This is a genomic window from Saccharopolyspora sp. NPDC045839, from assembly GCF_056431645.1.
This window is the reverse complement of record NZ_JBWKKH010000010.1, coordinates 179,880-199,668: the sequence shown is the minus strand read 5'-3', so window position 1 is coordinate 199,668 and position 19,789 is coordinate 179,880. Positions and strand designations below refer to the sequence as shown.

General features: G+C 68.5%; 17 protein-coding genes, 1 tRNA gene and 2 pseudogenes. 9 read left to right on the top strand and 11 right to left on the bottom strand.

Going from position 1 to position 19,789, the window contains the following annotated elements; translation table 11 throughout:
* Positions 1–133: 133 nt before the first annotated feature.
* The 6 genes from thpD to AC07EQ_RS17090 all read right to left on the bottom strand — a co-directional run bounded on the left by thpD (position 134) and on the right by AC07EQ_RS17090 (position 5,619).
* Positions 134–1,036 carry an ectoine hydroxylase gene (gene thpD / locus AC07EQ_RS17115; protein WP_478388885.1) on the bottom strand — a complete coding sequence of 301 codons (903 nt, stop codon included), beginning with the start codon at positions 1,034–1,036 and terminating at the stop codon, positions 134–136.
* 203 nt (positions 1,037–1,239) lie between these two features.
* Entirely contained in the window at positions 1,240–1,650 is a 411-nt protein-coding gene (locus AC07EQ_RS17110; protein ID WP_132484580.1) for an ectoine synthase, read from the bottom strand.
* A gap of 139 nt (positions 1,651–1,789) precedes the next feature.
* On the bottom strand, positions 1,790–3,034 hold the full coding sequence (ectB, locus tag AC07EQ_RS17105) for a diaminobutyrate--2-oxoglutarate transaminase (RefSeq protein ID WP_358567075.1): 1,245 nt from the start codon (positions 3,032–3,034) through the stop codon (positions 1,790–1,792).
* Between the two features lie 80 nt (positions 3,035–3,114).
* The gene (ectA, locus tag AC07EQ_RS17100) at positions 3,115–3,615 is read right to left on the bottom strand and encodes a diaminobutyrate acetyltransferase (protein WP_478388884.1); all 501 of its coding nucleotides are present in this window, start codon (positions 3,613–3,615) and stop codon (positions 3,115–3,117) included.
* 402 nt (positions 3,616–4,017) lie between these two features.
* Positions 4,018–4,737 (bottom strand): S1 family peptidase, encoded by a 720-nt coding sequence (locus AC07EQ_RS17095; RefSeq protein WP_478388883.1) that lies wholly within the window; start codon positions 4,735–4,737, stop codon positions 4,018–4,020.
* A gap of 405 nt (positions 4,738–5,142) precedes the next feature.
* Complete coding sequence (locus AC07EQ_RS17090; RefSeq protein ID WP_478388882.1) at positions 5,143–5,619, bottom strand: DUF2127 domain-containing protein; 477 nt, start codon at positions 5,617–5,619, stop codon at positions 5,143–5,145.
* A gap of 183 nt (positions 5,620–5,802) precedes the next feature.
* Here AC07EQ_RS17090 and AC07EQ_RS17085 point away from each other — a divergent pair, with 183 nt between their 5' ends.
* On the top strand, positions 5,803–6,897 hold the full coding sequence (locus AC07EQ_RS17085) for a chitinase (protein WP_478388881.1): 1,095 nt from the start codon (positions 5,803–5,805) through the stop codon (positions 6,895–6,897).
* A gap of 307 nt (positions 6,898–7,204) precedes the next feature.
* Positions 7,205–8,080: an NAD(P)-dependent oxidoreductase gene (locus AC07EQ_RS17080; RefSeq protein WP_478388880.1), complete on the top strand. Its 876-nt coding sequence runs from the start codon at positions 7,205–7,207 to the stop codon at positions 8,078–8,080.
* Positions 8,081–8,141: 61 nt separating this feature from the next.
* On the opposite strand, the gene AC07EQ_RS17075 is transcribed toward AC07EQ_RS17080, so the two are convergent.
* The gene (locus AC07EQ_RS17075) at positions 8,142–8,744 is read right to left on the bottom strand and encodes a TetR/AcrR family transcriptional regulator (RefSeq protein WP_478388879.1); all 603 of its coding nucleotides are present in this window, start codon (positions 8,742–8,744) and stop codon (positions 8,142–8,144) included.
* A gap of 115 nt (positions 8,745–8,859) precedes the next feature.
* Here AC07EQ_RS17075 and AC07EQ_RS17070 point away from each other — a divergent pair, with 115 nt between their 5' ends.
* The gene (locus tag AC07EQ_RS17070) at positions 8,860–9,912 is read left to right on the top strand and encodes an MBL fold metallo-hydrolase (protein WP_478388878.1); all 1,053 of its coding nucleotides are present in this window, start codon (positions 8,860–8,862) and stop codon (positions 9,910–9,912) included.
* A 198-nt stretch (positions 9,913–10,110) separates the two neighbouring features.
* Here AC07EQ_RS17070 and AC07EQ_RS17065 read toward each other — a convergent pair.
* Positions 10,111–10,392: pseudogene (locus AC07EQ_RS17065) on the bottom strand (SDR family oxidoreductase); the annotation flags it as partial.
* Between the two features lie 76 nt (positions 10,393–10,468).
* On the opposite strand from AC07EQ_RS17065, the pseudogene AC07EQ_RS17060 reads away from it, so the two are divergent.
* Positions 10,469–10,949, top strand: a pseudogene (locus AC07EQ_RS17060) (helix-turn-helix transcriptional regulator); the annotation flags it as partial.
* Positions 10,950–11,066: 117 nt separating this feature from the next.
* On the opposite strand, the gene AC07EQ_RS17055 reads toward AC07EQ_RS17060, so the two are convergent.
* Together AC07EQ_RS17055 and AC07EQ_RS17050 are read right to left on the bottom strand one after the other, a co-directional pair.
* A complete protein-coding gene (locus AC07EQ_RS17055; RefSeq protein ID WP_478388877.1) occupies positions 11,067–11,366 on the bottom strand; it encodes a hypothetical protein in 300 nt (99 codons plus the stop codon).
* 2 nt (positions 11,367–11,368) lie between these two features.
* Positions 11,369–11,599 carry a hypothetical protein gene (locus tag AC07EQ_RS17050; RefSeq protein ID WP_478388876.1) on the bottom strand — a complete coding sequence of 77 codons (231 nt, stop codon included), beginning with the start codon at positions 11,597–11,599 and terminating at the stop codon, positions 11,369–11,371.
* Between the two features lie 573 nt (positions 11,600–12,172).
* Here AC07EQ_RS17050 and AC07EQ_RS17045 point away from each other — a divergent pair.
* Together AC07EQ_RS17045 and AC07EQ_RS17040 are read left to right on the top strand one after the other, a co-directional pair.
* Positions 12,173–13,018, top strand: coding sequence for a DUF5753 domain-containing protein (locus AC07EQ_RS17045; RefSeq protein WP_478388875.1), 846 nt, complete (start codon positions 12,173–12,175; stop codon positions 13,016–13,018).
* 12 nt (positions 13,019–13,030) lie between these two features.
* Positions 13,031–13,312: a DUF397 domain-containing protein gene (locus AC07EQ_RS17040; protein WP_478388874.1), complete on the top strand. Its 282-nt coding sequence runs from the start codon at positions 13,031–13,033 to the stop codon at positions 13,310–13,312.
* Positions 13,313–13,493: 181 nt separating this feature from the next.
* Here AC07EQ_RS17040 and AC07EQ_RS17035 read toward each other — a convergent pair.
* Positions 13,494–13,569 (bottom strand) — tRNA-Thr (locus AC07EQ_RS17035).
* Positions 13,570–13,802: 233 nt separating this feature from the next.
* Between AC07EQ_RS17035 and AC07EQ_RS17030 the strand changes: the two genes are divergently transcribed.
* From AC07EQ_RS17030 to otsB, 3 genes are all read left to right on the top strand, one after another.
* On the top strand, positions 13,803–15,242 hold the full coding sequence (locus AC07EQ_RS17030; RefSeq protein WP_478388873.1) for a threonine/serine exporter family protein: 1,440 nt from the start codon (positions 13,803–13,805) through the stop codon (positions 15,240–15,242).
* 144 nt (positions 15,243–15,386) lie between these two features.
* On the top strand, positions 15,387–16,826 hold the full coding sequence (locus AC07EQ_RS17025) for an alpha,alpha-trehalose-phosphate synthase (UDP-forming) (RefSeq protein ID WP_478388872.1): 1,440 nt from the start codon (positions 15,387–15,389) through the stop codon (positions 16,824–16,826).
* 135 nt (positions 16,827–16,961) lie between these two features.
* Complete coding sequence (otsB, locus tag AC07EQ_RS17020) at positions 16,962–19,511, top strand: trehalose-phosphatase (RefSeq protein WP_478388871.1); 2,550 nt, start codon at positions 16,962–16,964, stop codon at positions 19,509–19,511.
* The last annotated feature ends 278 nt before the right edge of the window (positions 19,512–19,789 follow it).

Here is a 19,789-nt window from a genome sequence, read left to right as displayed (position 1 = left end):
CAGCCAGCCGCTTGGGGTTGGTTTGGGTAGATTTGTGGGAAAAGTCCCTCCCCCCACAGCCCACATATGGGGGTTGGGGGGGGGGGGGGGGGGGGGGGGGGGGGGCCCCCCCCCCCCCCCCCACCTCAGCCGGTCAGCGTTGGATTGGGATCGTTCTTCTGGAGGCGACGAAGTCCGGGCGGGGGTTGCTCGCCGCGAACGGCTCCACCAGCTCGTTCTCCACGCTGTTGAACACCACGAAGATGTTCGAGCGCGGGAACGGCGTGATGTTGTTCCCCGAGCCGTGCATGCAGTTCGAGTCGAACCACAGCGCCGACCCCGCTTGGCCCGTGAACTGCTCGATGCCGTGCTCGTAGGCCAGCTTCGTGATGTCGTCCTCCGACGGCACCCCGATGTGCTGCTGCTTCAGCGACGACTTGTAGTTGTCGTCCGGTGTTTCGCCCACGCAGGACACGAACGTCCGGTGCGAGCCAGGCATGATCATCAGCCCGCCGTTGTACGGGTAGTTGTCGGTCAGCGCGATCGAGATGCTCACCGCGCGCATCGCCGGCATGCCGTCCTCGGCGTGCCAGGTCTCGAAATCGGAGTGCCAGTAGAAGCCCGTGCCCCGGTAGCCGGGCATGTAGTTGATCCGGCTCTGGTGCACGTACACGTCCGAACCGAGGATCTGCCTTGCCCGGTCCAGCACTCGCGGATCGCGCACCAGCTCCGCGATCAGCTCGCTCATCCGGTGCACCTCGAAGATCGAGCGGACTTCGTCGGAGCTGCGCTCCACGATGGTCCGCTCATCGGCCCGCACCGCCGGGTCCCTGGTGAGCCGTTCCAGCTCCTGCCAGTAGGTCTGGACCTCGGCAGGCGACAGCAGGCCCTCGACGACGTGGAAGCCCTTGGCCTGGTGGGCCGCGAGCTCTTCCGCGGTCGCCGGGCCGGCCGTCACGCCGGGCCAGACGGTGGGGTCCTCTCGCCGGATCAACGCCGGCTCGGCGCTCACCCGGGTCGGATAGCGATCCTGGGTGCTCAGATCAGCGACGGTCATGGTTTGCGCCTCCTTCGCGAATTCCCGCCGGAGCGGTCGGTGCAGCTGGCACCGCCGCCATTTCTCGGTTCCTCGGTTAGAAGCGGCGCACGTATGCGCGCGCAACTTCCCACGTCATCGCGTGGGAAGACCCGTCAACGCACGTGGCGGGCAACCACTTCCGGTTACCCGCCACGTGCGGTTCACAAGCTCGAACAGCGAGTTCAGCCGGCGACCGGCGTCTCGTCGTCCTCCACGACCAGCGGGTACACGCCGTTCTCGTCGTGCACCTCGCGCCCGGTCACCGGCGGGTTGAACACGCACACCGTGCGCATGGTCGTCCGCGGCCGGACCTGGTGCTTGTCGTGGTTGTTCAGCAGGTACAGCGAGCCCGGCTTGAGCTGGTGGACCTCGCCGGTCGCCTTGTCCTCGATCTCGCCCTCACCTTCGGTGATGAAGACCGCCTCGATGTGGTTGGCGTACCAGAAGTCGTTCACCGTGCCGGCGTAGAGGGTGGTCTCGTGCACCGAGAAGCCGACCTTCTCCTTGGCCAGCACGATGCGCTTGCTGCGCCAGTTCTCCGTCTTGATGTCGGCGTCGGTGTCGTCGATTTCCGACAGGTGCCGGACGATCACAGTTCCTCCAGTGGATCAACTTGCAGTTCTGCCGCGGCGGCGCGAACGGTCCGTTCGCTCCTCTTGGCGAGGTGAACGGCCCGTTCACGTCTCTTGGCGAGGTGAACGGTCCGTTCGCGCCATGACGCGGCGTGCCGGATCAGGCCAGGACAGACTGGACCGAGTCGCGGATGATCTGAAGACCCTGCTCCAGTTCGTCATCCGAAACGGTCAACGGCGGCATGATCTTGATGACCTCGCTGCTCGGGCCCGAGGTCTCCACCAGCAGCTTGCGGTCGAAGGCCGCCTTGGAGACCTTGCCCGCCACGTCGGTGTCCTCGAAGCCGAGCCCGCGCGCCAGCCCGCGGCCCTTGGCCACCGCGCCGTACTTGGCGGCGAGCTCCTCGAGCACCTCGCCGACCCGCTCGCCCTTGGCGATGGTGGACTTCTCCAGCGAGTCGTCGGCCCAGTACTGCTTCAGGGCCTCGGTGGCGGTGACGAACGCCGGGTTGTTGCCGCGGAACGTGCCGTTGTGCTCGCCCGGCTCCCAGACGTCGTGCTCCGGCTTGATGAGGGTCAGCGCCAGCGGCAGCCCGTAGCCGCCGATGGACTTGGACAGGCAGACGATGTCCGGCTGGATGCCGGCCTCTTCGAAGCTGAAGAACGGACCGGTGCGGCCGCAGCCCATCTGCACGTCGTCGACGATCATCAGCATGCCGTGCTTCTGGCAGAGCTCGTAGAGCCCGCGCAGCCACGCCGGCCGCGACGAGTTGATGCCGCCTTCGCCCTGCAGCGTCTCGACGATCACCGCGGCGGGCTCGTTGAGGCCGCTGCCGCTGTCCTCGAGCATCTTCTCGAAGTACAGGAAGTCCGGGACCTGGCCGTCGAAGTAGTCGTCGTAGGGCATCGGCGTGGCGTGCACCAGCGGGATGCCGGCGCCGCCGCGCTTCATCGAGTTGCCGGTCACCGACAGCGAGCCCAGCGTCATGCCGTGGAAGGCGTTGGTGAAGCTGATGATCGATTCCCGGCCGGTGATCTTGCGGACCAGCTTCAGCGCCGACTCCACCGAGTTGGTGCCGGTCGGGCCGGGGAACTGGACCTTGTAGTTCAGCCCGCGCGGCTTGAGCACGTTGCTCTGGAAGGTCTCCAGGAACGCGCGCTTGGCCACAGTGGACTGGTCCAGGCCGTGGGTGACGCCGTCGCGCTCGATGTACTCGATGAGTTTTCGTTTCAGCAGCGGGTTGTTGTGCCCGTAGTTGAGCGCGCCGGCACCGGCGAAGAAGTCCAGGTACCCGGTGCCGTCCTCGTCGTAGAGGTAGCTGCCGCCGGCGCGGTCGAAGACCGTCGGCCAGGTGCGGCTGTAGCTGCGTACTTCCGATTCCAGGGTTGCGAAGATGTCGTTCACGATCCTCCGTTCGGCCAGGCAGCGCGTTGTGCGCGCGCCCGGCACTTCAAGAACAAGATTTCGTGCCAGGACGGCGGCCGTCAGGCTCCGGCGGCGGCCGCCGGAACGGGCTCGAAAGGCCCGATGCGGTACAGGTCCTCCCCCAGGTGCGCATCAGGGAACAGGTCGGCGGTGAACAGCTCGCTGCGTTCCAGGCCGGCCGAGCGCTTGCGCGCCAGCGCCGTGAACAGCTTGATCGATGCAGCGTTGTCAGCCGTGATCGTCGTCTCCAGGTACCGCACACCGCGCGGCAGCACGCGGTCCACCAGGTGGCCGAGGAGTCGGCCCGCCACGCCACCACCGCGCTGGGATGCATCGACGGCGATCTGCCACACGACGAGCGTGTCGGGGGCGTCCGGCCGGATGTAGCCGGTCACGAATCCCACGACCGCACCGTCGGTGCGTGCCACCGCGGAGGTCTGCGCGAAGTCCCGGCACCACAACAAATATGCGTAGGACGAGTTCACATCGAGCACCGCCGAATCACGGGTGATTCGGTAGAGCTCAGGGCCGTCCGCGACGACCGGAGTATCGATCTCCAACCGTCCGGCTGAACCGCTGTCGCCATTCCGTTTGTCGATGTTATGGCTCGGTTTGTCGCCGGTCATGCTTTGCCAACTTAACAGAACATCCGTAACGCGTCAGGCTCCCGACGCGATAACTATCCGTCTACCAGGCGAGACGCGATTTTACACGTGAGAAGCACTACACAAACGTTGCAATGCGCTTCGACGCGATGCTACCGATCGTCTCCGGATTGCTAGATCAATCCATTAAGTGTGGCCTTGACCTGCGCAAACGCTGACTTTCACGGCGCCGTCGGGATGCATCAAGAAGAAGTTCTCAGATAGTCCGAAAAACTGCTCGGATCGGGTGAACATCAATGCACAAGCGGTCCGCCCGGGGCCTGCGGGCACCCGGACGGACCGCTGCGCGATCTTGATCTACACGCCCGCGATGGACTGGATCCAGTCGCGGTACTCGGTGATGTTGGTGTAGGCCGTGTTGTTCTGGCGGTCGCTGGTCGAAGCCACGCCCACCTGCACGTTCCCGGAGAACATCGGGCCGCCGGAGTCGCCGCCGGCCGGGATGCCGTCGCCGCGGGTGGCGCACACCGCGGTGCCGCCGCGGTAGTCGCTGCACGCGATGTCGGTCACGTTCACGTCGGCGACCTTCAGGATCCGAGACTGGCACTGGATCTCGGGCTGGTCGGTGCAGGTCGCGCCCCAGCCGTAGGTCTGCACGGTCTGGCCGACCTGGACGTCGCCGACCGAGCCCAGCGGGGCGTACTCGGTCTGGACCGCGTGGTCGATGTTCACCAGTGCGAGGTCGGCGGAGTCGTGGACGTGGACTCCGCCGGGCTTGGCGTTGGCGCTCTCGCCCTGCGTCTGGTCGACGTTGCCGATGTTGAAGCTGAGGGAGCCGCCGCCTGCGACGCAGTGCTGGGCGGTGAGCACCCACTCCGGGGCGATGATGGTGGCGCTGCAGTTCTCCTGGCCGTTGGCGAACAGCCGCGCCGCCCAGGGTGCGCTGTCCACCTCCCGGCCGTCGATGATCTTGGTGGAGACGTCCGGCGGCGGGGTCTCTGCTTGGGCCGGGGCGGCGAAGGCGGCGACGGCCAACACGGCTCCGGCGAGTCCGGCGAGGTTTCGGGCGAGCGACACGCTGATCTCCTTCGGTTCACGAGGGCACAGCTGGTTCGAACCGAGAGGAGACTCTTCACTCGATCGAGTGAAGATGTCCATCGATTGGGCACAATTCGCCAATTGCTGGTGAAGGATCGAAATTGATCAAGATGTCCCGGAGGTCGGGAAATCGGGCCGCCATGTCGAATTCCCGTATTTCACGGATCGGCGAAGTGGCGATCGAGATCAACTATTCCGCGCCGGGAACGCCGGGCCGGAACGGGCTCCGTGATCCAGATCGTGCGGCGGACGCCGCCGCATCGGTGATCAGCACGGGCTCGTCGTGCCGCCGTCGCTGGATGGTCACCTCCGGAGTCGGCCCCCAGTTTCAATTGAAACTGCGGAGTCTCGGCGCACCCGGGGTGGCGCACATCGAGGGCCTGGTCAGTGGTTCCGGCGGCGCAATTCGAGGTATTCGCGGAGCACGAGCACGATGATCGCCACGTCCAGCGCCGCGAACAGCGGCAGCACCACTGACTTCGTCTGCACCGCCCGCAGCACCTCGAAGACGACGAACAGGCCCAGCGCCGCCATCGCCACCGGGTACAGCGGCATGATCTTGCGGAGCAGGCCGATCACCAGGCCGATCTTGATGACGCCGTGGGCGATCAGGTACGTGATCACGAAGGTCCGGTTGCCGCCGGCGAAGTGCTGCAGGGCCTCCTCGAAGTGTCCGGCCAGCGGCCCGGCCGGCGGGCCCAGCAGGTCCCGCGTGACGACGGCGTGGGCGAGCCGCGTGATGGTGTTGGGGGACAAGAAGATCAGCAGCACTCCGGCGATCAGCTGCACGGCGCCGTCCAGGCCCTTGAGCAGCACGGCGACGCGGAAGAGCTTGTCGGTCAACGTGGTTCGGGTGCCCATGGCGCCATCATGCGGCCCCGGGCCGGGCCCGGCGATCTCGCGCGACTTTCGGTCAAATTGGTAAATACCACTTTTCCGGCAATCTTGTTTCCGGCCGCGAAATTTGTCATAAAAGTTCTTGATGGCGATCGGATGAACACCGGACCAATTGCGGAATTGGTCCTGTCGCGAAGGGATTCGGGAATGAGCGGTCGGACGAAACGTCTGCTGAGAACCGGGCTGGTGGCGGCGTTCGTCGCCGCGCTGTCGATCCCGCAGGTCGCGGCAGGGACCGAGGCGCAGCCGGTGGCGAACGCCGCGAACCCGGCTCCCGCGGCGGCCGAGACGTGCCCGGTGAAGTCGAGGCCCGCGGGCAAGGTGCTGCACGGCTACTGGGAGAACTGGGACGGCGCGGCCAACGGCGTGCACCCGCCGTTCGGCTGGACGCCGATCACCGACCCGGCCATCCGCGAGCACGGCTACAACGTGATCAACGCGGCGTTCCCGGTCATCCGCTCCGACGGCACCGTCCTGTGGGAAGACGGGATGGACAGCACGGTGAAGGTGGCCACGCCCGCCGAGATGTGCGAGGCCAAGGCGAACGGGCTGACGATCCTGATGTCGATCGGCGGCGCCACGGCGGGCATCGACCTGTCGTCCAGCGCCGTCGCCGACCGGTTCGTCGAGACGGTGGTCCCGATCCTGCAGAAGTACAACTTCGACGGCATCGACATCGACATCGAGACCGGCCTCAGCGGCAGCGGAAACATCAACGAGCTCTCGCCCTCGCAGGCCAACCTGATCCGCATCATCGACGGCGTGCTCGCCAAGATGCCCGCCAACTTCGGCCTGACGATGGCGCCGGAGACCGCGTACGTCACCGGCGGCAGCGTGACCTACGGATCGATCTGGGGCGCGTACCTGCCGATCGTGAAGAAGTACGCGGACAACGGCCGGCTGTGGTGGCTGAACATGCAGTACTACAACGGCAGCATGTACGGCTGCTCCGGCGATTCGTACCAGGCGGGCACGGTCGAGGGCTTCGTGGTGCAGACGGACTGCCTGAACAACGGCCTGGTCATCCAGGGCACCACGATCAAGGTGCCCTACGACAAGCAGGTCCCCGGCCTGCCCGCCCAGCCGGGCGCGGGCGGCGGCTACATGTCGCCGGGCCTGGTGGCCCAGGCGTGGAACAACTACAACGGCGGCCTCAAGGGCCTGATGACCTGGTCGATCAACTGGGACGGCTCGAAGTCCTGGACCTTCGGCAACAACGTCAAGTCCCTGCAGGGCCGCTGACGGCTGGGCTTCGGCGGGGCGCCGTTTTCGCGCGAAACCGTCATCTGGCACGCGTGGGGGGCGCCGTTTTCTCGCGAAAACGGCGCCTGGCACGCGTGGGGTACGGCGATTTCGCGCGAAATCGCCGCTGCGGGACCTGGACGCAGGTCCGGCCGGGTGGCCGGTCGGCGCGGGGCATGCGCCGACCGGCCACCCGCGCTCCTTACTTCCCAAAAGGTAAGTACCCCACTAATTAGTCGGTACTTGTCGAGCTCATCGGTTGCGGAAACGATTCCAGCATCGGAAGAAGCACTGAGGAGCGTCGAAGTTGAGCAACGAAAAGGATTCCCGCGTAAGCATTCTCGGCCTGGGCGCGATGGGCGGCGCGCTGGCCGCTGCGGTAGTCGAGGCCGGGTATCCGACCACGGTCTGGAACCGGTCGGCGGGCAAGGCCGGCGCGCTGGCCGACAAGGGTGCCGTGGCAGCAGGATCGGTTCGCGAGGCGGTGGCCGCCGCCGACGTGGTGGTGGCCTGCCTGTACGACGCGGCTTCGGTCCACGAGGTCCTCGACCCGGTGGTCGACGAGCTCGCCGGCCGGACGTTGGTCAACGTCACCACGACCTCGCCGGACCAGTCCAGGGAGATCGCGGCCTGGGCCGCCGGGCACGGCGTGGTGTACCTGGACGGCGGCATCATGGCCGTCCCGCCGATGATCGGCCAGCCGGGGTCGTCGATCCTCTACAGCGGGTCGGAGGCCGCCTTCGAGCAGCATCGGCCGCTGCTGGACCTGTGGGGCGAGAGCGTCTTCTTCGGCGAGGACGCCGGGGTGGCGTCGCTCTACGACCTCGCGCTGCTGTCGGGGATGTACGTGATGTTCGCCGGATTCGTGCACGGTGCGGCCATGGTGGCACCCGCCGGGGTGTCGGCGGGTGACTTCGCCGAGCGGTCGGCGGCCTGGTTGTCGGCGATGACCGGCGGGTTCGCCGGGTTCGCCGCCGTGATCGACGGCGGCGACTACACCGTGGACGGGCAGCAGAGCCTGGAGTTCTCCAGCCTCGACGACATCATCGACGCCAGCGCCGCCCAGGGCATCAGCACCGAGGTGATCGGCATGGTGCAGAACCTGATCCAGCGCCAGATCGACGCCGGCCACGGCAAGGAGGGCTTCGCCCGCATCATCGAGAGCATCAAGCACCCGAGCTGAGCGGGAAGGCGATCTCCCCCGAGTCGTGAGTGGGAATTCCGGTTCTCACCGGAACGATCACTCACGACTCGGGGTGGTCCCGGGGCTGGAGCAGCTGCTGGGCGAGGGCGACGAGGAAGGCCCGGTGGTCGGCACGTTGTTCCGGGGTGTTCGTGGGCTCACCGGCGATCATGGTGGCGAGTTGGGGGACGTACAGCGTCCACTCGGCCATGCCTATCAGGAGCAGCAGGATCCGGCGGGGGTCGAGCCCCGGGTCGACGTGGCCCCGCCGTTGGGCTTCGGTGATGGCGTCCACCTTGGCCTGGTAGCTGGCCGAGCGCGTGGCGTGGTTGGGCGCCTGGTTCGCCGGTAGCGACAGGGCCTCCCACTGCACGAGCCGGACGAGTTCCGGGTGGGCGGCGCAGTAGTCGAACAGTTCGCCCACGAATTCGGGAATGCGGTCGGCGTGCAGCTCGACCTCCCCGGCCAGCCGGTCGAGTTGGTCGGCGAGCACGATGCCGAACAACTCCCGCTTGTCGCCGAAGTGGTCGTAGATCGCGCGCTTGTTGGCTTCGGCGCGCGTCGCGATGCGGTCGATGCGCGCGCCACTGATGCCGTGCTCGGCGAACTCGGCGACGGCGGCGGCGAGGATCCGCTTCTTGGTGGGCGTGGCGTCTCGAGGCATGGCATGGGCAGTCTGCCAAAGTCGTATCGAACGAACCAGTTCGTTTGGTACGCTCCCGCTCAATTTGATCAAAGCGGGCCGCAGAAGCCGCCGCCCGCGATGGGGAGGACCGACCATGTGCACATCGTGTGCCGCGCCCGCCAACGGCGTGAGCCGGAGGAACGTGCTGCGGACGACAGTGGCCGCCGGATTGGCCGGTACGGCCGCGCTCACCGCCGCGTGCTCGGGGCCGGCGCCGAACGCCGCACTGGCCGCGGTGTCCGGACCGAGCGGTGGCAGCGGGGTGCACCTGCGGTGGCTGGGCATAGCGGGCTGGGAGATGACCTTCGACGGACACCGGCTGCTCATCGACCCGTACCTCACGCGCCAGAAGTACGCGGGTCCCGACGGCAAGATGGACATGCGGTACCCGCTGGAGGTGAACTCGCGGATCATCGACCGGGTCCTCGAAGATCACCTGGGCGGTGCGCCGGAGTTCATCCTGCTCACGCACGGGCACTGGGACCACCTCGCCGACGTCGCGCCGCTGCTGAACCATCCGAAGTGGACCGGGCAGCGCATCCGGGTCCTCGGCGGCGAAACGCACCTGAACCTGGTGCGCGCGATGGGAATCCCGGAGGCGCGCGAGCCCGACCTGGTGCTGGTCACCGGCGGCGAGCACCTGCGCTTCCCGCTGCGCAGCCCCGAACAGCCGCGCCCCGCCTACACCATCGAGGTGTTCCGCAGCCTGCACAGCCAGCTGGGCGGCTACGGCTTCGCGCCCGCCGGAACCCTGACCGCGCCACCGAAGAAGCCGACGACGGTCGGGGAACTGGTCGAGGGCGGCACGCTGGGCTACCAGGTCACCGTGGGAGACCGGCTGCGCGTGATGTTCCTCAGCGGCACCGCGAACTTCGTCGAGCGGGAGGTCGCCGGGGCCAGGCCGGATGTGCTCGTCCTCGGCTCCAGCGGCAACGCGGCGGTGCACGACTACTTCGAACGCGTGCTCCAGGCGCTGGGCTGGCCCCGGATCGTCGTCCCCTGCCACCACGACGACCTGGTGACGGCCCTGGACAAGCCGGAAGTGCACGACGGCGTCAACCGCGAGGTCGTCGCCACCCTGCAGAACATCCTCGGAGACCGGGGCCGGGTCCTCGACCCACGCCACCTCGAGCAATTCCAGCTCTGACCGGTCTCCCGGCGAACGGTGGTGCCGGGTGACCGGTCGGCGCCGACCGGCCACCGCCGCGTATTCGCCGCGGCGGAGCGCCGCGAACGTCTCGAGCGACCACGCCAGCTGTTCATCCGAGGAACCGGCCGCGCGCATGCGGGCCGTCCACTCCGCCACGGGAACGTCCACGTACCGGACGGGCAGGCCCGTTTCGCGGCTGATGATCGCGAGCACCTCCGGGAACGACAGCGCTCGGGGACCGGCCAGTTCGTAGATCCGCCGCGAGTGGCCCTCGGCGGTCAGCGTCTCGACCGCCACTTCGGCGATGTCCGCGACGTCGATGTACGCCGAGCGGGCCGCGCCGAGTGGTAGCCGCAGCTCGCCGTCGCGGACGGCTTCGGGGTACGGCGTCGAGGCGAAGTTCTGCTGGAAGGCGCCTGGTCGCAGGATCGTCCAGTCCAGCGCCGATTCCGCCACCGGTTCCTCGCGCGAGAGCATCGGCCGGCTGCCGTATCCGGCGCTCAATCCCGAGAGCAGCACGAGCTTGCCGACCCTCGCCGAAGCCCCGGTCGCGCTGGTCACCGGCGCGTACCGGCTCGCGGGTGACATCGGGCAGCGGCTGCTGGACGCGCTGCCGCCGCTGGTCGTCGTGCCGGCTTCCGCAGGCGGTCCGTCGTCGGCCGTGGACCTGCTCGCCGAGGAACTCGACGTCGACCAGCCCGGCCAGCAGCTCGTCCTGGACCGGCTGCTGGACCTGCTGCTCGTCCGGACCCTGCGCGCCTGGTTCGCCGGCCCGGGAGCGGAACCGCCGGCCTGGTACCGGGCGCTGGCCGATCCCGTCGTGGGCGCGGCGCTTCGCGGAGCTGGTGGGCGAGCCGCCGCTGTCGTACCTGACGTCCTGGCGGATGGCGTTGGCGGCGGACCTCCTGCGCGAGCCGGGAGCGACCGTGGCATCGGTGGCGCGGAAGGTCGGCTACCAGAACGACTTCGCCTTCAGCACCGCGTTCAAACGCGTGCGCGGCGCCAGCCCGAGCCAGGTTCGTGCTCGTGAGTGAGAGCTCCGGTTCTTGCACTCACGACCCGGGGTGGCCGGTCGGCGCGGGGCCTGCGCCGACCGGCCGTCCGCTCGATGCCTCGGGGTCGGGGGGAGGCGGCATCGGGCGGAGTCTCGGTCACGCCGTTCGGCGGTGGGGATTCGCCTTGTAGCGCAACCAGGTCCGGAGCTGGGCGGCCACGTCGGTCTCGTCCGACCAGTCGTGACCTATGTGGACGGTGTCGATCAGGTGGGCGTCGTCGGGGGAGCTGCCGATGTCGCCGCGGTGGACGGTGAAGTAGCCCGCGCCGCGGCCCCAGCGGATCGTGTAGGCCTCGGTGGGCGAGAGCCGTTCGACGCGCCAGGCCATCGGCAGGAACCGATTCGGCTTGGTGCGCTTCACCCGGACCACGCGCGGTGGCTTGGCATTCGCGGTCATGGCTACACCGCCACCCGGAACAGGCCCGGATCGCGGAGTGCGTGGCGGCCGTAGCAATCCGTTGACACCTGGTCGTTTTCGACGCGAGCGATGAGGCGCTCGACGGTGAGCGCGCCGTCGCCGGAGCCGGAGTGCTGACCGGTCGGCTCGCGCCCGTGCAACCGGCACAACGCGACGACCAGCACGGCGAGACCGGGCACGTATCCCGCGAAGAACCACAACAGCCAGGTCATCCCAGTCCTCCGTCTCGAAGCAGGTCATCGCCGGGAAGCCACAGCGACCGCGACCGCGCCAAGCTCGGCGCGCCGGGCGAGCCGTGCGGCGGAAGCTCAAGCAGTGCGCGGACGGCATCGGCGACCGGCCCGTACCGATGCCAAACCGGCTGCGGGGAGCTGCTTTCCAGGTCCTCGACGCGGAACCGAGCCGCGAGTGCATCGTCGGCCGAACTCGCCCGGAACATGTCCATAGCCCCGTGCGCGATCCGAAGTCCTTGCAGGACAAGAACATCGTCGAACCGAGGCAGGTGCAAGAACCGAAACCCGGCGAGAACGCTCGCCCGCAACGCATCCAGATGCGGAACCAACCAGGGATCGGGCCTCATGTCGTTCGCTACCAACACTGTCTCCCCTCGTGATCCGCCCGCCGTCGCATGTGCCCCAGTTGGCTCGGCGGCCTCATCTGAACCAGCAGTGACGCCAAACTACAACTTGCAATTGCAGGTTTGGTATTACCTGGACGGGCGATCTTGTGGATGCCCGAGATCGGGCAGGGCAAGATGCGACGCGGACAGACGACGAGAGGGAGCGATGGTTACTCCGGAGAACAACCCGGCGGTTCGGCGTGTCCAGCTGGGCCTGCTGCTTCGCGAACTCCGCGAGCGGAACGAGATCAAGCCCAAGGTGATCGCGGACCGACTCGACTGGTACTCCGGCAAGCTCACTCGTGTTGAGAAGGGCGAGCTGACCATCGCTGCGGCTGAGATGGATGTCCTAATCGATCTGTTCGGAGTGGTGGACGAAGAAGAGGCTGCGAAGCTACGTCGGCTGGCATCTGATGCCCGGAAGCGCGACCGCCCAAGCCGCGTGCCGGACTGGGCGAAGACCTACGCCGCGCTGGAAGCAGCTGCTGCCGAAGTCAAGGCGTACAGCATCGATCTCGTGCCGGGGATCATGCAGACCGAAGACTACGCACGCGCGGTCCTGTCGACATCGTTGCTCACGCCGCTTGCGGAGGTTCATGAGCGTGCGTCCGAGCGCGCCCGGCGCGGCAAGCTGATCATGGAGAACAGTGTCCGCGAAATCTCTGCGGTGCTCGGGGAAGGCGTTTTGTACTGCGAGGTTGGCGGGCAAGAGGTGCTACGCGAACAGCTCAGGCATATCCGTCAACTTGCGGAGTCCCGCCACGTCACTGTGCAGATCTTGCCGTACCGACGTGGCGAACACGTTGCGCTGGGAACCCCGTTTACCGTGCTTCACCTCGCCGACCCTGTAGCGACCTACGCATGCCTCGAGGGCTTGACCGATGCTGACTATCTCGATCGCCCAAGTCACACGAACGTATATGTGCAGGCTTTCGATAGGCTGAGAGTTGCTGCTCTTGATGACAGAGAGTCGGCACGGTTGCTCGAACAGCGAGCCAAGGAGCTTGAGTAAGGGAGCAGTGGCATGCGCGCCCCCGACCTGGGACCGCTGAACTGGCGCAAGTCCAGCTACAGCAGCGGGAACAACAACTGCGTCGAAATCGCCGAGCTTCGGGACGCCAGCGCCGAGTGGTGTAAGTCCAGTTACAGCGGGAACAGTGGCAACTGCGTCGAGGTTGGCGCTGCGCCCGGCGCTCGGGGCGTTCGGGACTCCAAGCTCGGCGAGTCGAGTCCCGTCCTGGCGTTCAGCGGTGACGCTTGGGCGTCCTTCCTCGGCAAGGTCAAGGCTGGCGGTTTCCGCAGGTAGGTGGCCGTGAGTCTTTTGAGTCGCCATAGCGACCCAAAAGACTCACGGGCCATGAGCTGCCGAAACTTCAGCTCCGGCCGTTCGAACGAATGCGCCCCGCTCGGCCGATGCCGGGCGGGGCGTTGTTGTGCTGCAATCGACAGATCGTCTGATTTCGTCAAAAGCGCAGGTCAGGTACCTTTGGAGCCGCTGAGGGGACTCGAACCCCTGACCGTCCGCTTACAAGGCGGGCGCTCTACCAACTGAGCTACAGCGGCATGCACTTCCGTCGTGCGGGGACATCGTATGCGTCCATCCGCCCGGGGTGGAAAGCGGCCGCGCGACCGGCGCCGGGCGGTGACTTCCGGTGCGGTCGACGACTGGCCGGAAACCAGTGATGGACGACACAGATTGTGAGTGCAACGGTCGGCTGATGACAGGCGATGCCCGAGGGGAAGATCAGGCACGGCGGCCCGCCCGCAAGGCGGCCCGGCAGGAAGGAAGACCAGCAGTGGGAATCACGCACCGCGCCCGCGGTGTGCTTCGGCGGCGCGACCCGGAACTGACCATGCCGCCCGGGACTCGCAACGTCGTCTACGGGCCGGCTCTGCCCGACGAATCCACCGTCCACCTCGTGCTCGACCTCGGGCTGCGCATCGGCGAGGTGCAGATGGCCAGCGGGGCCGGCGCCTCGGACGTGACCGCGACGATCATCGCCGTGGTCAGCGCCTACGGTCTGCCGCACACCGAGGTCGACGTCATCTACACGTCGATCACGGTGTCGACCTACCGGGGCACCGACCTGCCGCCGATCACCTCGCTGCGAGTGGTCCGCAACCGCTCCCTCGACTACACGCGCCTCGCCGACGTCGAGACGCTGCTGCGGCGGATCACCGCCAACGAGCTGACCGCCGCCGAGGCATACGCCGAGCTGGACCGGATCACCACTGCTCCGCACCCGTTCCCCCGCTGGGTCGCCACGCTGTCCTGGGCCGGCATGGCCGCCTCGCTGGCCGTGCTGCTCGGCGGCGGCTCCACCCCGCTGCTGCCGCTGGTCGCCGCCGGATCGACCGCGCTGGTGGACCGCGTCGGGCGGTTGCTGAACAAGCGCGCGCTGCCGTTCTTCTTCCAGCAGGCCGTCGGCGGGGCGATCGCCACCGCGGTCGCGCTGGGCTGCTACGCCACCGGCATGCTCGACAACGCCGCGTTGGCGATCGCGGCGAGCATCATCGTGTTGTTGTCCGGTATGACCGTGGTCGGTTCCATGCAGGACGCCATCACCGGCTACAACGTCACCGCCGCCGGACGGATCGCCGAGCTGGCCCTGATGTCCGCCGGCCTGATCGCCGGCGTCGTGCTTTCGCTGTACATCGGCTTGCGCATCGGCGGCGAGTCCGTCGGCAGCCTGGACGCGCAGAGCCTCGGGCGCGCCGAAGTGCTGGCACCGGCCCTGCACCTGCCCGTGCAGATGCTCGCCGGTGCGTCCACGTCGGCATGCTTCGCGCTCGCCAGCTACGCGCCGCCGCGGCCGCTGCTCGCGGCCGGGATCGGCGGTGGCGTGGCCGCGGCGGTGCACTCGCTGCTGACGCTGGTCGACGTGCACACCGTGCTGGCCGGGGCCGTGGCGACGACCGTGGTCGGTTTCATCGGCGGGATCATCGCGCGGCGGCTGCGGATCCCCGCGCTGGTGATCGCCGTTTCCGGCGTCGCGCCGCTGCTGCCCGGATTCGCGACCTACCGCGGGCTGTACGAGCTGTCCGTGCTGGGCAGCCCGACCGGCGTCGCCACGCTGATGCTCGCCGTCGCCACCGGGCTCGCGCTCGGCGCCGGCGTGGTGCTCGGCGAATATCTCGCGCAGCCGGTCCGCTCCCGGCTCGGTAGGTTGGAACGCCGGTTCGCCGGGCCGCGGATGTCCGGCCCGCTGCGCCCCACCAATCGCCGGATCGACTGATCGGTTGCGGGTCTTCCGGCGGCGTTCCGACGGGCCGGACGACCCACGCGGCGACCGGCCCGGTTTGCACCACACGCAGCACGCAGCAGCAGGCTGGATTGGCTAGCCTCGCGACAGGTGGCCGACACGGCGGGAGGAATACCGGTGAGCAAGGGCAGCACGCCCGATCGAGCGGACTTCGTCGTAGTCGCGAACCGGCTGCCGGTGGATCTGGAACGCCTCGACGACGGCACGGAACGCTGGCGGCACAGCCCCGGCGGGCTGGTCACCGCGCTGGAGCCGTTCCTGCGCGCCCGGCGCGGCGCGTGGGTCGGCTGGCCCGGCGTCGCCGACATCGAGGTCGAACCGTTCAGCGACGACGGCCTGCAGCTGCACCCGGTGCCGCTGTCGGCGGACGAATTCGCCGAGTACTACGAGGGATTCTCCAACGCCACGCTGTGGCCGCTGTACCACGACGTGGTCGTGCCGCCGGTGTACAACCGCGCCTGGTGGAACTCCTACCGGCGGGTCAACAAGCGGTTCGCGGAGGCCGCCGCCGCGGTCAGCGCCGAAGGCGCGACGGTGTGGGTGCAGGACTACCAGCTGCAGCTGGTCCCGGCGATGCTCCGGGAGCTCCGGCCCGACCTGCGCATCGGGTTCTTCCTGCACATCCCGTTCCCGCCGGTCGAGCTGTTCATGCAGCTGCCGTGGCGCACCGAGATCGTGCGCGGGCTGCTCGGCGCCGACCTGGTCGGCTTCCACCGGCCCGGCGGCGCGCAGAACTTCCTGTGGCTGGCCCGCCGGCTGGCCGGCTTCGAACCCAGCCGAGGCCAGGTCGGCGTCCGCTCCCGGCCCGGCGTCGTGCAGGTCGGCGACCGCACCGTGAGCGTCGGCGCGTTCCCGATCTCCATCGCCGCCGCCGGGCTCGACAAGCTGGCGCGCACCAAGGAGATCCAGCAGCGCGTGAAATCGCTGCGCGCCGAGCTCGGCAACCCGAAGAAGATCATGCTCGGCGTCGACCGCCTCGACTACACCAAGGGCATCGACGTGCGGCTGCACGCGATGCACGAGCTGCTCGCCGAAGGCCACATCAAGGCCAACGACGTGACGATGATCCAGATCGCCACGCCCAGCCGGGAACGCGTCGAGCACTACAAGCAGATGCGCGAGGACATCGAGCGCGAGGTCGGGCGGATCAACGGCGAGTTCGGCCGCGTCGGCCACCCGGCCGTGCACTACCTGCACACCTCGGTGGACCGCAGAGACCTGGTGACCTTCTACTGCGCCGCCGACGTCATGGTCGTGACGCCGGTGCGGGACGGCATGAACCTGGTGTGCAAGGAGTACGTGGCCTGCCGCCACGACCTCGGCGGCGCGCTGGTGCTGAGCGAATTCGCCGGTGCCGCGGCCGAACTCACGAGCGCGTTCCTGGTGAACCCGCATAACCTGGACGGGGTCAAGGACGCGTTGCTCGCGGCCCTCGACATCGACGAGGCCGAAGGACGCCGTAGGATGCGCGCACTGCGTAGGCAGGTGCTCACGCACGATGTCGACCGCTGGGCGCGGTCGTTCCTCGAAGCGTTGGGCGCACCGCTCGTGGAGTAGCCGCGGGTAACCGGTCCACAACACGGACGGCCCGGCCTCAGCGATACTTGTTCGAACCGCTCGCCGTCGACGGTCACCACCGTGGCGCGAACGGGATCGATCCACAAACGACTTGACCGCGCCCCCCTGAGGAGTATGGCGTTGACCGCCGAAGCCCTTCCTGCCGAGCTGCGCCGCGTGATCGTGCAGCTCGCGCGGACGCCTCGACTTCTGGTCGCCTGCGACTACGACGGCACCCTCGCCCCCATCGTGGCGGACCCCACCCAGGCCAAACCGCTGCCCGAATCGGTGCACGCCCTGCGGTCGCTGGCCGCGCTGCCGGCGACCACCACGGCGGTGATCTCCGGCCGCGCGCTGCGCGACCTCGCCACCCTGTCCCGGCTGCCCGCCGAGGTCTACCTCGTCGGCAGCCACGGCTCGGAGTTCGACGTCGGGTTCGTGCACGAACTCGAACCCGAAGCCACCCAGCTGCGCACGGAGCTGCAGATCGCCCTGCAGGACATCGTGCGCGGCAAACCCGGCGTCACGCTGGAGAACAAACCCGCCAGCGTCGCGGTGCACGTCCGGCGCGCCGAAGCCGAGGTCGCCGAGGAGGTGCTGGACACCGTCCGCACCGGCCCGGCGGTCTGGGAAGGCGTGCAGGTCACCGAGGGCAAGGCGGTCATCGAGCTGGCCGTGGTGCAGACCGACAAGGGCAACGCGCTCGACGCGCTGCGCCACCAGGTCGGCGCCACCGCGGCCATCTTCCTCGGCGACGACGTCACCGACGAGAAGGCCTTCGCCCGGCTGCACGGTCCCGACCTGGGCATCAAGGTCGGCGACGGGGACACGCTGGCGACCTACCGGATCGGCAGCACCACCGAGGTCGCGACCGTGCTGGCGTTCCTGATGGAGGAACGGCGCACCTGGCTCTACGGCGAGCAGGCCCCGCCGATCGAGCGGCTGACGATGCTGTCCAACGAGCGCACCGTCGCCCTGGTCACCCCCGACGCGCGGATGACCTGGATGTGCCACCCCGGCCCCGACTCGGCCGCGCTGTTCGCCGACCTGCTCGGCGGCCCCGGCGCCGGGCACTTCACGATCCGCCCGCAGGGCGGCAACGGCGCCCAGCGCAGCCCGCTGCCGCTGGGCCAGCGGTACGTGCCGAACACCATGATCGTGGAAACCCGCTGGTCGCGGCTGCTGGTCACGGACTACCTCGCGCACGGCACCGACAGCCACCGCACCGACCTGGTGCGGGTGATCAGCGGCGGCGTGACGGCGGCGGTGGAGTTCGCGCCGCGCCCCGAGTTCGGGCAGGTGCCGGTGCGGCTGACCGCCGAGGCCGGCGGGCTGCGGGTGCAGGGCACCGCCGAGCCGATGGTGCTGTACTCGCCGGGCGTGCAGTGGGAGATCACCTCCGACGGCATGCACGAATCCGCGCACGCGGTCGTCGACCCGCGCGAGAACAACCCGGTCGTGCTGGAGCTGCGCTGCGGCACCGACGACCTGTCGTCGGCGGACACCGAGGCCGAGCGCCGCGACGTGGCCGACCGGTACTGGTCGGAGTGGATGAAGACGCTGTCGCTGCCCGACGTGGAGCGCGACCTGGTCGCCCGCTCCGCGCTGACGCTGCGCGGGCTGTGCAACACCGACACCGGCGGGATCATGGCGGCCGCCACCACCTCGCTGCCGGAGGAGATCGGCGGCGTCCGCAACTGGGACTACCGGTACTGCTGGTTGCGCGACGGCGCGATGACCGCGCAGGCGCTGGTCACGCTCGGTTCCACGGGCGAGGCCGAGGCGTTCCTGAACTGGCTGCACCGGGTGCTGGAAACGTTGCCCGGCCCGGAGCGGCTGCACCCGCTGTACACGCTGCAGGGCACCGGGCTTGGCCCGGAGGCCGTGATCGACAGCCTGCCCGGCTACGCCGGATCGCGGCCGGTCCGCGTCGGCAACCTCGCCGACCAGCAGGTGCAGCTGGACGTGTTCGGGCCCGTGGTGGAGCTGATCGCGCACCTCGCGCAGGCCACCGGCCGGATCCGGGACGTGGACTGGGACCTGGTGAAGGCGATGGCCGAGGCCGTCTCGCACCGCTGGTTCGAGCCCGACCACGGCATCTGGGAAGAGCGCGACGTGCCGCGCCACCACGTGTACTCCAAGGTCATGTGCTGGGTGACGCTGGACCGCGCGGTGAAGCTGGCGACCGCCTACGGCCGCGAGGCCGACCCGTCGTGGGCGCCGCTGCGCGACCAGATCGGCCAGGACGTGGTCAAGAACGGCTGGCACCCGGACGTGCAGGCGTTCACCACCGCCTACGAGGGCTCGGACCTGGACGCGGCGTCGCTGCACGTCGGGCTGTCCGGGCTGATCGACCCGTCCGACGAGCGGTTCCAGGCCACCGTCACGGCGATCGAGGCGGAGCTGCGCAGCGGATCCACCGTGTACCGCTACCGCCGCGACGACGGGCTGCCCGGCGACGAGGGCGGCTTCCACCTGTGCGCGGCCTGGCTGATCGAGGCGTACCTGCTGATCGGCCGCCGCACGGAGGCGGAGGAGCTGTTCCAGCAGATCGTCGACACGGCCGGTCCGACGGGGCTGCTGTCGGAGGAGTACGACCCGATCGCGGAGCGCTCCCTGGGCAACCACCCGCAGGCGTACTCCCACCTGGGCCTGATCCGCTGCGCCCAGCTGCTGTCGGCCTAGTCCCGCGATGTGAACGGCCCGTTCGCCCCAGTCGGTTTTGGAGGTGAGCGGGCCGTTCGTCTCGTTGTGTGACGTGAACGGTCCGTTCGCTTCGGCCTGGTGGCTGAGGTGAGCGGGCCGTTCGTCTCGTTGTGTGACGTGAACGGTCCGTTCGCTTCGGCCTGGTGGCTGAGGTGAACGGACCGTTCGTTTTGTTGTGGGGTGTGAACGGTCCGTTCGCTTCGCCCGGTCTGTTTTGGAAGTGAACGGGCCGTTCGTTTTGTTGTGTGGCGTGAACG

Bases quoted from the DNA above. Each gene is read 5' to 3' on its own strand.
- thpD (WP_478388885.1), bottom strand. From the start codon at position 1,036: ATGACCGTCGCTGATCTGAGCACCCAGGATCGCTATCCGACCCGGGTG.
- AC07EQ_RS17090 (WP_478388882.1), bottom strand. From the start codon at position 5,619: ATGGGCACCCGAACCACGTTGACCGACAAGCTCTTCCGCGTCGCCGTG.
- AC07EQ_RS17085 (WP_478388881.1), top strand. From the start codon at position 5,803: ATGAGCGGTCGGACGAAACGTCTGCTGAGAACCGGGCTGGTGGCGGCG.
- AC07EQ_RS17075 (WP_478388879.1), bottom strand. From the start codon at position 8,744: ATGCCTCGAGACGCCACGCCCACCAAGAAGCGGATCCTCGCCGCCGCC.
- AC07EQ_RS17070 (WP_478388878.1), top strand. From the start codon at position 8,860: ATGTGCACATCGTGTGCCGCGCCCGCCAACGGCGTGAGCCGGAGGAAC.
- AC07EQ_RS17055 (WP_478388877.1), bottom strand. From the start codon at position 11,366: ATGACCGCGAATGCCAAGCCACCGCGCGTGGTCCGGGTGAAGCGCACC.
- AC07EQ_RS17050 (WP_478388876.1), bottom strand. From the start codon at position 11,599: ATGACCTGGCTGTTGTGGTTCTTCGCGGGATACGTGCCCGGTCTCGCC.
- AC07EQ_RS17045 (WP_478388875.1), top strand. From the start codon at position 12,173: ATGGTTACTCCGGAGAACAACCCGGCGGTTCGGCGTGTCCAGCTGGGC.
- AC07EQ_RS17040 (WP_478388874.1), top strand. From the start codon at position 13,031: ATGCGCGCCCCCGACCTGGGACCGCTGAACTGGCGCAAGTCCAGCTAC.
- otsB (WP_478388871.1), top strand. From the start codon at position 16,962: ATGGCGTTGACCGCCGAAGCCCTTCCTGCCGAGCTGCGCCGCGTGATC.